11 protein-coding genes are annotated in these 12,485 nt (G+C 73.3%); 5 read left to right on the top strand and 6 right to left on the bottom strand.

Annotation, left to right across the window (positions count from 1 at the left end; translation table 11 throughout):
- Window positions 1-365 precede the first annotated feature (365 nt).
- The 3 genes from ABEB03_RS18690 to ABEB03_RS18680 are packed head-to-tail and all read right to left on the bottom strand — an operon-like array spanning window position 366 to window position 4,083.
- Window positions 366-1,205, bottom strand: a complete 840-nt coding sequence (locus tag ABEB03_RS18690; protein WP_345649994.1) for a hypothetical protein — start codon at window positions 1,203-1,205, stop codon at window positions 366-368.
- The gene (locus ABEB03_RS18685) at window positions 1,205-2,467 is read right to left on the bottom strand and encodes a VWA domain-containing protein (RefSeq protein WP_345649991.1); all 1,263 of its coding nucleotides are present in this window, start codon (window positions 2,465-2,467) and stop codon (window positions 1,205-1,207) included. The genes ABEB03_RS18690 and ABEB03_RS18685 overlap by 1 nt, the downstream gene beginning before the upstream one ends.
- A 32-nt stretch (window positions 2,468-2,499) precedes the next feature.
- Window positions 2,500-4,083 carry an IucA/IucC family siderophore biosynthesis protein gene (locus ABEB03_RS18680; RefSeq protein ID WP_345649988.1) on the bottom strand — a complete coding sequence of 528 codons (1,584 nt, stop codon included), beginning with the start codon at window positions 4,081-4,083 and terminating at the stop codon, window positions 2,500-2,502.
- Between the two features lie 93 nt (window positions 4,084-4,176).
- Between ABEB03_RS18680 and ABEB03_RS18675 the strand changes: the two genes are divergently transcribed.
- The 3 genes from ABEB03_RS18675 to ABEB03_RS18665 are packed head-to-tail and all read left to right on the top strand — an operon-like array spanning window position 4,177 to window position 6,930.
- The gene (locus ABEB03_RS18675; RefSeq protein WP_345649985.1) at window positions 4,177-5,715 is read left to right on the top strand and encodes an IucA/IucC family protein; all 1,539 of its coding nucleotides are present in this window, start codon (window positions 4,177-4,179) and stop codon (window positions 5,713-5,715) included.
- Window positions 5,716-5,737: 22 nt separating this feature from the next.
- Complete coding sequence (locus ABEB03_RS18670) at window positions 5,738-6,652, top strand: HipA family kinase (protein ID WP_345649980.1); 915 nt, start codon at window positions 5,738-5,740, stop codon at window positions 6,650-6,652.
- Window positions 6,649-6,930, top strand: a complete 282-nt coding sequence (locus ABEB03_RS18665) for an Rdx family protein (protein ID WP_345649977.1) — start codon at window positions 6,649-6,651, stop codon at window positions 6,928-6,930. The genes ABEB03_RS18670 and ABEB03_RS18665 overlap by 4 nt, the downstream gene beginning before the upstream one ends.
- Before the next feature lie 3 nt (window positions 6,931-6,933).
- Here the strand turns inward: ABEB03_RS18665 and aceB are convergent, their stop codons facing one another.
- Together aceB and ABEB03_RS18655 are read right to left on the bottom strand one after the other, a co-directional pair.
- Window positions 6,934-8,568, bottom strand: a complete 1,635-nt coding sequence (gene aceB, locus ABEB03_RS18660) for a malate synthase A (RefSeq protein ID WP_345649975.1) — start codon at window positions 8,566-8,568, stop codon at window positions 6,934-6,936.
- 222 nt (window positions 8,569-8,790) lie between these two features.
- Window positions 8,791-9,390, bottom strand: coding sequence for a nucleotidyltransferase family protein (locus ABEB03_RS18655; protein WP_345649972.1), 600 nt, complete (start codon window positions 9,388-9,390; stop codon window positions 8,791-8,793).
- Between the two features lie 215 nt (window positions 9,391-9,605).
- Between ABEB03_RS18655 and ABEB03_RS18650 the strand changes: the two genes are divergently transcribed.
- A complete protein-coding gene (locus ABEB03_RS18650) occupies window positions 9,606-9,920 on the top strand; it encodes a DUF5955 family protein (protein ID WP_345649969.1) in 315 nt (104 codons plus the stop codon).
- Window positions 9,921-9,956: 36 nt separating this feature from the next.
- On the opposite strand, the gene ABEB03_RS18645 is transcribed toward ABEB03_RS18650, so the two are convergent.
- Complete coding sequence (locus ABEB03_RS18645) at window positions 9,957-10,760, bottom strand: IclR family transcriptional regulator (RefSeq protein ID WP_345649966.1); 804 nt, start codon at window positions 10,758-10,760, stop codon at window positions 9,957-9,959.
- 368 nt (window positions 10,761-11,128) lie between these two features.
- Here ABEB03_RS18645 and allB point away from each other — a divergent pair, with 368 nt between their 5' ends.
- Window positions 11,129-12,451, top strand: coding sequence for an allantoinase AllB (allB, locus tag ABEB03_RS18640; protein ID WP_345650003.1), 1,323 nt, complete (start codon window positions 11,129-11,131; stop codon window positions 12,449-12,451).
- Window positions 12,452-12,485 lie beyond the last annotated feature (34 nt).

The following is a 12,485-nucleotide window of genomic DNA, read 5'->3' as shown; positions in this document are numbered from 1 at the left end:
TACCGGCCCGCACCGCGGGCCGGTACCCGGGCGGGCCGGGAGATGAGGGGAGGCCGGCTCTGCCGACGGCTCGGGGAGTGTGCCGGGCAGGCCGACGGACGGTCTGCCGACGGTTCGGCGAGGCAGCCTGGCGTTGGGGCGGATCGGGGAGGGCGGGCCCTGGCGCGGGTGGGGGCGGTCGGGTCCCGGCACCGGTCGGGGCGGCCAGGCCTCGGCACCGGTCGCGGGCCGCGGCATCGGTTTCGGTGTCGGTCGTGAGGTCCGGCCCCGGGCCACAGCCGGGAGGCCGGGCCGGCGCCAGGACCGAACGGGGCCCGCCGTACCGGTGCGGTACGACGGGCCCCTCAGGCGGTTGCGATGGTGCGTCAGGCGCCCGGCGGCACCCGCGACGGCCGCCCCGCGCCCCGGGTCAGCGCGTAACCGCCGATGCCGGCGAGCGCCGCGAGAACACCGCCGATCGCGGTCCACACCCAGCGGTCCGACCACCAGCCCGAGGCCCAGCCGTCGTCGGGCTCGATCGAGGACAGCACGGCCGCCGACGAGTCGGAGTCCTCGTCGGACTTCCCGCCCGTCGTCGCGATGCCCGGCACCAGCGGCTCGGCGAGCGAACCGTCGACCGCCGCCGCGCCGCCGATGTCCTTGGAGCCCACCTCGACCTCGGCGTTCACCGGCAGGCCGAGACCGGACGCCGGCAGACCCGTGGCGGTGAGCCGGATGTAGTAGGTGCCCGGCAGCGGGTCGTTGGCCCAGGTCTCCGACCAGGCACGCACCGTGCGCAGCGTGCAGGACAGCTCCACGGAGGCCGCGCCGGCCGCCGCCGTCCGCGTCTGCGCCCCGTACTGGCAGGCCTGCCGGCGCCGCAGCCCGTCGTACACGTCGATCTGCCACGTCTCGGCGGCGCTGCGCGCGGCGGACCCGGGCAGCTTCACCGTCGCCTTCACGGTGGGCCGTTGCCCGGCGTCCGCGGGGAAGGACCAGTACAGGTAGTCGCCGGTGGAGGCGCCCGCGGTGGCCCGCTGCCCCTGCTCGATCTCCGTCGCCGTACGGAAGGACGTACCCGCCTCGGTGGGCGCGCCGTCGTCGCCCGACGGGCTCGGCGAGGGCGAGGAGTCGGCGACGGCGGGTGCCGCCGCCACCGCGAGCGCGGCGGGAGCGGCGACCCCGAGCAGGAAGAGTGCCGTGGTCAGCACACGTCGGATACGCATCAGTTGGTCCTCCAGACCGCGACACGCCAGCGCGAGATCCAGCCCCACAGCACACCCGCGAGGAAGCCGGTGAGCACCAGGGCGCCGAGCAGCCACCAGCCGCGCCCGAGACCGAACGAGGCGACGTCGCCCGCCTGGTCGGGCCCGTCGACGACGTCGACGGTCAGTTCCAGCGGCAGCCCGGGCGAGGTCTTCACACCCGCGGCGGCCGCGAAGGAGTTCGACACCTGCAGGCACACGACCTCGGCGGTGGCGTCCTCGTCGTCGCTCTCGGCCTTCGGGTAGCGCAGCCCGGTCGAGATGACGTCGGTACGGCCGTTGCCCGCGGACTCGCCGCGGACGATCTCCCGCCCGTGCACCGTGACGGCCCGCAGCAGCACCCCGTAGTCAGGGGCGACCGCGCGGTCCGCGGCGACGCTGACCGAGGCCCGCAGCTCCTGGCCCGGCTCGACCTCGACGCGGTACCAGCGGTGCTTGGTGAACTCCTCGCGGTCGGTGTAGAGGCCCGACTTGAGAGCGGGGGCCTGGGCGCACTCGGCGGCACCCTCCACGGCGACCGGCGTCACCACCGGATCGGCGGCCCGGTCCACCAACTGCCCGACGCGGTCGGCCAGTTCCTCCTTGTGCTGGACGGAGGTGTAGGTGCCGCCGGTGGCGTCCGCGATGCAGCTGAGCTGGTCGCGCGTCTTCGCGTCGGGCACCAGTCCCAGGGTGTCGATGGTCAGGCCTATGCCCTTGGACGAGATCTCGCGCGCCACCTCGCACGGGTCGAGCGGCTGGCAGGTGTCCTCGCCGTCGCTGATCAGCACGATACGGCGGGTGCCGTCACCGCCGTCGAGGTCGTCGGCCGCCTTCAGCAGGGCGGGGCCGATCGGCGTCCAGCCGGTGGGCGTGAGGGTCGCGACAGCCGTCTTCGCCTCGGTGCGGTCCAGCGTGCCCACCGGGTACAGCTGCGCCGTGTCCTTGCAGCCCGTCTTCCGGTCGTCGCCGCGGTAGTTGGCGCCGAGCGTACGGATGCCGAGCTGCACCTCCTCCGGCGTCGCGTCGAGCACCTCGTTGAACGCCTGCTTCGCCGCGGCCATCCGCGAGCCGCCGTCGATGTCCCGGGCCCGCATCGAACCGCTGACGTCCAGCACCAGTTCGACCTTGGGGGCGGCCTGGGCCGTTTCGTCGGCGACCGCTCCGGCCGGGAAGGCGACCCCCGCCGTCAGGGTGGCGAGCAGGGCGCACAGACCCGCCGCCAGCCGTTGTCTTGTGATCATCGGCGGATCCTATTGATCAAAGGTGTCGCGCTTCAAAACGAGGGGGTGCCGGGGCCGGATCCGGTGAGCGGATTGGGCAGTTGTGTCCACAGGTCGCCGGAGGTGCGCGGGGAGAGCCGCATCAGGGTCAGCGCCTTGGTGGGCAGCGGCTCGCCCAGCAGGGCGGCGCGGTCCGCGGTACGCGGCAGATCACCGGCGACCGCCTCCAGCGCTCCGCGCAGCGCGGCCGTCGAGCCCGCCGTGGCACCCAGCGCGCCACCCACGAGGGAGCCGAACAGCTTGCGCCGCAAGGCGGTCTCGTCGTCCGTGACGACGCGGCCGAAGAGCGCGGGGGCCGGGATGCCGTGCCGGGCCAGGCGGGCCGGGCTGATCCGGATGTCGGCGAGGTCGCGGTAGACGAGCCGGACCGGGGCGCCCGCACCGTCGAGGACGACGAGCAGGTTCTGGCCGTGCGCCTCCAGGGCCACGCCCAGATCGAGCAGCCGCAGCCCGGTCGTGAGCACGAGGCGGGTGAAGTCGGCCAGCCAGGAGGGCCGTTCGGGCAGGCCCGTCAGCGGGAGGGCGGCCACCGGGACGATCTGCTCGCCCGGGGCCGCGTACTGGTCCGGCGACTCCCGCAGCACCGCCGCCAGGTCGGGGCTGTGCGCGGTGGCCGCGCCGAGCGTCCGGGTGATGTGCAGCGGAGCGTCCAGACGGCCGGCCACCGACTCCATGAACGCCGAGACCGTCGCGGCGGTCTCCACCGCGTACACCGAGATGTCGCGCACCGAGGACGTCAGCCGGGCGCTCAGCGCGGTCTTGACGTGCGGGCCGTCCGGCAGGGCGAGCGTCCGCAGGGACATCAACGGATGTGCGGGGAAGCCCTCCTGGACCGGTCCGTGCAGCACGTGCGCCACCTGCCAGGGGTGGACGGGGATCAGGACGCGCTCGCCGTCCCGCAGCCACTTCGGCCACTCGCCGGTGACCAGACAGTCCTCGGCGGCCATCAGGCCCAGGTCCACGACCGGCCGGTGCTCCGGCGCGTACGCGAGCTGCTCGGCCACGGAGAAGCCCGGCCGGGAACGGCAGTTGGGGTGGTACGGGTGCCCGTCGACGACCCGCTGCTCCCACCTCCAGCCCGCCGCGGGGTGCTCGGCGGGTCCGCACGCGACGCCGTCCGCGGGGGCAGGGCCGACGGTGTCACCGGGCGCCGGACCGTCGGCCGTGCCGAACGCCGTCTGCCCTGCCCGGGACAGCGCCAAGGACGCCACGCTGTCGGCGAGTTCGGCGGCGAAGGCGGGGCCGTGCGGCACGCCGAGCGCCTCGACGAGCCGGTCCGGCCGGTCGTACGGCCGCCCGTCGAGCAGCACTTCGCCGACGTACCCGGTGACGGCGTACGGGTCCGGGTGCGGGCCGTGCAGCCGCCGACCGTCGGCCAGCCGGACCGTGAGACCGTCACGCCCCGTCTCGCGGCCCGCGATCCACGGCAGCGGCTCGTACGCCAGCGCACGCCACAGACGGGTCAGCACCGCCGCCCCGGCGCCGGGGAGCGCCCGCGCGTACGGCGCCGACAGCTCGGGGCGCACGGCGCTCGGCCCGCCGGCGGACGCGGCCTCGGGCGTGGGGGGACGGTGCACGGGCTGGCTCCTTGGGTACGGGGACTGCGTCGCGGTCGTCCACGGCAGCAGACATACTGATCACCAGTGCACCGTATGGAATGAATGAAGCGAATGGACCGAGTGGACTCCCTGCCGCCCCTGCTCCCGTCACTCGCCGGGCAGGACCCCGGCGGCAGCGATGTCGCGGAGGCCGCCGACGCGTACGCCGCGGCGCCCCTGCTGAATTGTCTCCTGCGGGAGGCGGCGGAGCCCGCGGAGGACCCCGGTGCGTACCGCCTGAAGGCGAGCGGCAGGCTGCTCCGGGTGCGCGGCGCGCGGCGGCCCGCGCGGCCGGAGATGCACGCCGCCGGTGCCTGGCACCGCCTCACCCACGCCGAACTGGTCAAACTGACCGCCGAGGAACTGCGCCGCGCCACCGGCCTGTCCAACTCCGAACTGCCCACGGAGATGACCGACAGCCGTGACACCGTCGCCGCGCTGCTCACCGCGCGGCGGCGTGCGACACCGCCCGGCGATCCGTACCTGCGCTCCGAGCAGTCCCTGATCACCGGGCATCCCCACCATCCGGCACCGAAGGCGCGCGGCGGCGGTCCGGCCACCGACTGGCTGCCGTACGCGCCCGAGGCGTACGCCCGCTTCCCGCTCGAACTCCTCGCCGTGCGCGAGGACGCCGTCGTCGAGGACGGCGACACCACGGCGCTCGACGCCTTCGGCCAGGCCCCGCCCGGCTACCGGCTGCTGCCCGCCCACCCCTGGCAGCTCGGCCTGGTCGGCGCCCGCCCGGAGATCCGGGCCGCGTTCCGCGACGGCCGGCTGCTGCGCCTCGGACGGACCCCGCGCCCGCTCCGGCCGACGGCGGCGATCCGCACGCTGTACGCGCCCGAGGACGACCTGTTCGTGAAGTTCAGCCTCGACGTGCGTATCACCAACGACATCCGCCGGCTGTGGCGGCACGACCTGCTGAAGATGCGCGGCACCGACGCGGCCACCGCCGCGGCGTTCGCGGGCCCCGGCCCCGCCGCCTGGCTGAGCGACCGCGGCTACCGCACCGCCGACTTCGCCTTCGAGGAACTCGCCGTCCTCGTCCGGGACGGACTGCGCGCCCACCTCGTGCCCGGCGCGACCCCGCTGCTCGCCGCCGCCCTGGTGGAGGGCTTCGACGGCAGTCCCCTGGACGGAGTCGCCGACCCGTCCGCCTGGTGGGCCGCGTATCTGCGCCATGTCGTACCGCCCGTGCTGCACGCGTTCGCGCGCCACGGCGTCGTCGTCGAGGCCCACCTGCAGAACGTGCTGGTGGCCGTGGACGCGGCCGGGACTCCCGTGCAGGCGCTGTTCCGGGACGCGGAGGGCGTGAAGCTGCTGCCCGCCGTGACGCGCGAGGCGGGCTGGGAACGGCTCGTGTACTGCCTGCTCGTCAACCACCTCGCCGAGCTGGCCGCGCTGCTCGCCGAGCGTCACCCCGGCCTGGACCCGTGGCCCGCCGTCCGGGAGGAGCTGATCCGCTACGACAGGGAGCACGACCTGCCCGAGATCGCCGGCCTGCTCGCGGCGCCCGCCGTGCCCGGCAAGACGAACCTGCTCCTGCGGTGGACCGGCGCGGACGGCGCGGACGCCCGGTACGTGCCGCTGCCCAACCCGCTGGCCGGGTGAGCGCTGACTTACCCTGGCGGGTGTGCTGCGCGACGTGACTGCTGTTCGATACGTGACCCCGCTGAGGGCGGGCGGCTCCGTGCCCGGAGTCGTCGAGGCCGACGACCTGGGGACGTACGTCGTGAAGTTCACCGGCTCCGCGCAGGGCCGCAAGGCGCTGGTCGCCGAGGTGATCGTCGGCGAGCTGGCGCGTGCGCTCGGGCTGCGCTTCCCCGAGCTGGTCCTCGTCCACTTCGACCCCGCGATCGCCGACTTTGAACCGCACCAGGAGGTGCGGGACCTGCACGGCGCCAGCGCGGGCCTCAACCTCGGCATGGACTTCCTGCCGGGTGCGAAGGACTTCACGCCGGAGGTCGCGAAGAGGTTCCCGGTCGACGCCCTGGAGGCGGGCAGGATCGTCTGGCTCGACGCGCTGACCGTGAACGTGGACCGTACGGTCCACAGCTCCAACCTGATGGTGTGGCCCACGTTCGGCACCGCGCCCGCACGGCTGTGGCTGATCGACCACGGGGCGGCCCTCGTCTTCCACCACCGCTGGGACGCCTCCGACCCCGCCAAGGCCTACGACTTCCGGCACCACGCCCTCGGCCACTCCACGCCGGACACCCGGGCCGCCGACGCCGAGCTGGCGCCGCGGGTGACGCGCGAGCTGCTCCGCGAGGTCACGGCGGCCGTGCCGGACGCCTGGCTGACCGTCGAGGAGGGGTTCGGGACGCCCGACGAGGTCAGGACGGCGTACGTGGACTACCTCCACGCGCGCGTGGCGGCGTCCGCGGCCTGGCTGCCCACCGACTTCCCCACCCGGGAGGAACTCGCCGCCGAGGAGGCGCAGCGCGCGGCGAGGACACAGCAGGGCCGCCCGAACTGGCTCAAGCGGGTCCCCGACCTGCACGGCAAACCGGCGGCGGAACAGGATTGGTCGGTGCACCTGGGATGAGCGGCGTCCAGCGCGTGGAGATCGAGTACTGCACCCAGTGCCGCTGGCTGCCGCGGGCGGCCTGGCTGGCGCAGGAACTCCTCACGACCTTCGAGACCGAGCTGACGGAACTGGCCCTCAAGCCCGGCACCGGCGGGGTCTTCGTGGTCCGGGTGAACGGCGAGGTGGTCTGGGACCGCCGCGAACAGGGCTTCCCGGAGCCGACCGCGGTGAAGCAGGCCGTACGCGACCGAGTGGCCCCGGGAAGGTCCCTGGGCCACTCGGACAGATCCGCGTGAGCGTCAGCCCTTGAGCTGCTCGTACGCCGGCAGCGTCAGGAAGTCCGCGTAGTCCTCGTCCAGCGACACCTGGAGCAGCAGGTCGTGGGCCTGCTGCCAGTTGCCCGCCGCGAACGCCTCCTCGCCGATCTCGGCGCGGATGCGGGCGAGCTCCTCGGCGGCGACGCGGCGCGCCAGCTCCGGGGTGGCCGCCACGGTCTTCCCGTCGTGCTCGAAGACGACGCCCGCGTTGATCCACTGCCAGATCTGGGAGCGGGAGATCTCGGCGGTGGCCGCGTCCTCCATGAGGTTGAAGATGGCGACCGCGCCGAGGCCGCGCAGCCAGGCCTCGATGTAGCGGATGCCGACCTGCACCGCGTTGACCAGGCCCTCGTACGTCGGCCTGGCGTCGAGGGAGTCGATGGCGATCAGGTCACCGGCGGCGACGGACACGTCCTCGCGCAGCCGGTCCTTCTGGTTGGGCCGCTCCCCGAGGACCGCGTCGAACGACGCCATCGCGATCGGGACCAGGTCGGGGTGCGCGACCCAGGAGCCGTCGAAGCCGTCGCCCGCCTCGCGGTCCTTGTCGGCCTTGACCTTCTCGAAGGCGACCTTGTTGACCTCCTCGTCGCGGCGCGAGGGGATGAACGCGGCCATCCCGCCGATCGCGTGCGCGCCGCGCTTGTGGCAGGTACGGACGAGGAGTTCGGTGTACGCGCGCATGAACGGGGCGGTCATCGTCACCGCGTTGCGGTCCGGCAGGACGAACTTGGCGCCGCCGTCACGGAAGTTCTTGACGATGGAGAAGAGGTAGTCCCAGCGGCCCGCGTTCAGTCCCGAGGCGTGGTCGCGGAGTTCGTAGAGGATCTCCTCCATCTCGTACGCGGCGGTGATCGTCTCGATCAGGACGGTCGCGCGCACGGTCCCCTGCGGGATGCCGAGGTAGTCCTGGGCGAAGACGAAGACGTCGTTCCAGAGGCGGGCCTCCAGGTGCGACTCCGTCTTCGGGAGGTAGAAGTACGGGCCCTTGTCGAGGTCCAGCAGGCGCTGGGCGTTGTGGAAGAAGTACAGGCCGAAGTCGACGAGGGCGCCCGGGACGGGTGTGCCGTCGGCGTCCACGAGGTGGCGTTCGCTCAGGTGCCAGCCGCGCGGGCGCATGACGACGGTGGCGAGGTCCTCGTTCGCCTTGAGGGCGTACGACTTGCCCGACGTCGGGTCGGTGAAGTCGATGGCGCGGGTGTAGGCGGCGATCAGATTGAGCTGGCCGACGACCACGTTCTCCCAGGTCGGCGCCGAGGCGTCCTCGAAGTCCGCGAGCCAGACGCGCGCACCGGAGTTGAGCGCGTTGATGGTCATCTTGCGGTCGGTGGGGCCGGTGATCTCGACGCGGCGGTCGTTCAGGGCCGCCGGGGCCGGGGCCACCTTCCAGGAGTCGTCCGCGCGGATCGCGGCGGTCTCCGGGAGGAAGTCGAGGGTGGAGGTGCGGGCGATCTCGGCGCGGCGCTCCGCGCGGCGGGCGAGGAGCTCGTCACGCCGGGGCGTGAACTGCCGGTGCAGCTCGGCCACGAAGGCGAGGGCCGCGTCGGTGAGGACCTCCTCCTGCCGGGGCAGGGGCTCGGCGTCGACGATGGCCAGCGGGGACGGCGCTGGTGCGGACATGAGCTGTCACTTCCTTCGGGGGAGCTGTTTCAGCGAACCACGTGCATCGCCACCGTGCCGTGGCACTGGGTGCCGACCGGCGCGAATGGGGCAAAGAGCGCCCGCGGAGCGGTCAGGCGCTTCTGAACAGTGGATACTAGTTTCCTCATGGTGGAAGTTCAATGGTTTGTTGATGTCGAGATTCTCCGGGTCGACACAAGGTGGCGCTCGGTGCCACGCCGTTCACTCAAGGTGGACCAGGTCGGCCGCGGTGTCGATGTCGTACGCCTGCGCCACGTCCCCGCACTCAACGAGCGTGATCGCCTCTTCATGGGCCTTGAGATAGGCGCGGGCGCCCCGGTCGCCGGTGGCGCTGCGTGCGATGGCGTCCCAGTGCCCGGCCCCGAAGAGGACGGGGTGGCCGCGTTCGCCGCCGTAGGACGCGGCGGCGAGCGAGAGGGGGGAGGTGTACGCGCCGAGGACCCGGGCCACCGCCTCCGGGCCGATCCCCGGCTGGTCGACCAGGAGCACCAGCGCACCGCCCGCACCCGTGTCCGCCAGTGAACCGAGACCCGCGCGCAACGAGGAGCCCATGCCCTCCTCCCACTCCGGGTTGTCCACGAGGACGCATCCGGGCAGCGCGGCCCGCGCCCGCACGGCGTCGGCCCGTGCGCCCAGGACCACATGGACGCGTGCGCAGCCGCCGGCCCGCAGGACCTCGACCGCGTGTTCGACGAGTGGCCGCCCCCGGTGTTGCAGGAGCGCCTTGGGGCGCCCCCCGAGGCGGCGCCCGCCGCCGGCCGCGAGCAGCAGTCCGACGACCTGGTCCTTGTTGTCCGTCATGCTCCCTGCATACCCGAGCGGGGTGGGAGCGCGCGCCGGAACCCGGCCGGGCCGCCCGATGTCCAAGGGCTGAATTTCGGTCCGCGCGGTGGCGCCCGGCGCACGCGGTGGCGTTTACTGACCCGCGTCCCCCCCCCGGCGCCCGACCACCGCCACGGGGAGTTGGGGCCTGGTGAGGACGATCGACGCACAACGGCGTGCGAGGGGGGAGAGCTGTGTTGCGGAGCTTGGGGCAGAGGGCAGTGACCGGCAGCGACGAGGACCCGAGGGTGGCGGAACTGCGCATCGCCGTCTCCCGGCTGCGCCGTGAACTGGCCGCGCATCCAGCCGACTTCCCCGACCGCGGCATCGCCGAGGACGAGCTCGCGGCCCTCGCCGCGATGGCCGCCGGCGGCATCCCCGAGACCCCTCGGCTGCGCCGCTCCCTGCTTCTGGTCGCGGGCGCGATCGGTTCGGTCAGCGCCCTGTCGACGCGCCTGGCCGACGTGCGCAGCGCGGTGGAGCTGTTCGGGGAACCGCCGCGCCGCTGAGCTGCGGGGCGGGTGCCCCGCAGCGGGATCCGCGGCTCAGGCGGCCGGGCCCGAGCTGGCCAGGGCCTGCGACAGCTCCTGCGCCACCTGCTGGAGCACGGGCACGATCTTCTCGGTGGCCGACTCGGTGACACGGCCGGCGGGTCCGGAGATGGAGATGGCGGCGGCGGTCGGGGAGTCGGGCACGGAGACCGCCAGGCAGCGGACGCCGATCTCCTGCTCGTTGTCGTCGACCGCGTAGCCGAGACTCCTGACCTCCTCCAGGGCGGCGAGGAAGCCGTCCGCAGTCGTGATCGTCTTCTCCGTCGCTGCGGGCATGCCGGTCCGGGCCAGCAGGGCGCGTACCTCGTCGGCCGGGGTGTGCGCGAGCAGCGCCTTGCCCACGCCCGTGGAGTGCGGCAGCACGCGGCGCCCCACCTCGGTGAACATCCGCATCGAGTGCTTGGACGGCACCTGGGCGACGTAGACGATCTCGTCCCCGTCGAGCAGGGCCATGTTGGCGGTCTCGCCGGTCTCCTCGACCAGTCGCGCCAGATAGGGGCGGGCCCAGGTGCCGAGGAGCCGGGACGCGGACTCGCCGAGGCGGATCAGACGCGGTCCGAGAGCGTACCGGCGGTTCGGCTGCTGACGCACGTAGCCGCAGGCCACCAGCGTGCGCATGAGCCGGTGGATGGTGGGCAGCGGCAGTCCGCTGCTCGCGGAGAGCTCGCTCAGGCCGACCTCGCCCCCGGCGTCCGCCATGCGCTCCAGCAGGTCGAAGGCGCGCTCGAGGGACTGGACGCCACCACTGGGAGCGGGCGATTTGGCGGCGTCGGTGGTGCTGGCGCTGGACGGCGGCACGGCGGCGGTCCTTTCACGGCTCAGGAACGTCAGGGTCGGCCCGGCGGAGGGCCTCTCACAGGGCGGCGGCGCGCGCCGGGAGGGTAGTGATGCAGCCTACCCGGCGGTTGGTTGACTCCCGCGTTGTGCATAGCTACGTTCTGCTCTTTGGAATTCTACTTCCGCTTTGTGGAAACATCCAGAGTGGGTGTCCCGGGAGCACAGTGGAGGTGTGCGCTCTTGACGGCGCATGGGCCGCGGGGAAGACTCCTTCAACAGATCGTTGAATTCCGTTACGCGGAAGTAAACCCGTGCCACCACGGCGGCGGCAGTGATCAGCAGCGGCAGAGAGAGGGGTCCGGGTGTCCGGTGTCGGAGGGGTCGAACTGATGCTGCGCTCGACGCGCGTCATCACTCCCGAAGGGACGCGCGCCGCCACGGTCGCGGTCGCCGGAGGCACGATCACGGCGGTGCTCGCGCACGACGCGGAAGTACCGGACGGCGCCCGGCTGGAGGACTTCGGCGACGACGTCCTGCTGCCCGGCCTCGTCGACACCCACGTCCATGTGAACGACCCCGGCCGCACCGAGTGGGAGGGCTTCTGGACCGCGACCCGCGCCGCGGCCGCCGGCGGCATCACCACCCTCGTCGACATGCCGCTCAACTCCCTGCCACCCACCACGACGGTGGACAACCTGCGCACCAAGAAGGACGTCGCCCGCCCCAAGGCGCACATCGACATCGGTTTCTGGGGCGGGGCGCTGCCCGACAACGTGAAGGATCTGCGGCCCCTGCACGACGCGGGCGTCTTCGGCTTCAAGGCGTTCCTGTCGCCCTCCGGCGTCGACGAGTTCCCCGAGCTCGACCAGGAGCAACTCGCGCGGTCGCTCGCCGAGATCGCCGGCTTCGGCGGCCTCTTGATCGTGCACGCGGAGGACCCGCACCACCTCGCCGCGGCCCCGCAGAAGGGCGGCCGCAAGTACACCGACTTCCTCGCCTCGCGCCCCCGTGACGCCGAGGACACCGCGATCGAGCACCTCATCGCCCAGGCCAGGCGGCTCGACGCGCGCGTGCACGTGCTCCACCTGTCGTCCAGCGACGCGCTGCCGCTGATCGCCGCCGCGAAGGCGGACGGCGTACGGCTCACGGTCGAGACCTGCCCGCACTACCTCACGCTCACCGCCGAGGAGGTCCCAGACGGCGCCAGCGAGTTCAAGTGCTGTCCGCCCATCCGCGAGGCGGCCAACCAGGACCTGCTGTGGCAGGCCCTCGCCGACGGCACCGTCGACTGCGTCGTCACCGACCACTCGCCCTCCACGGCCGACCTGAAGACCGACGACTTCGCGACCGCCTGGGGCGGCATCTCCGGCCTCCAGCTCAGCCTGTCCGCGGTGTGGACCGAAGCCCGCAGGCGCGGCCACACCCTGGAGGACGTGGTCCGCTGGATGTCCACGAGCACCGCCCGGCTCGTCGGCCTCGACGACCGCAAGGGCGCCATCGCCCCCGGCCTCGACGCCGACTTCGCGGTCCTCGCGCCCGACGAGACCTTCACCGTGGACCCCGCCGCGCTCCAGCACCGCAACCGCGTCACCGCCTACGCGGGCAGGACCCTGAGCGGCGTCGTCAAGTCCACCTGGCTGCGCGGCCGGCGGATCGTGGACCGGGGCGAGTTCACCGAACCGGCCGGCCGGCTGCTCTCCCGCCACCCGTGACCCGCACCAGCCCCGCACCCGCAGCGGCCGATCC

The sequence above is a fragment of the Streptomyces siamensis genome, from assembly GCF_039543605.1.
Lineage (GTDB): Bacteria > Actinomycetota > Actinomycetes > Streptomycetales > Streptomycetaceae > Streptomyces > Streptomyces siamensis.
Note: the sequence above shows the minus strand (reverse complement) of the source record. Positions and strands in the feature narration are given on the sequence as shown.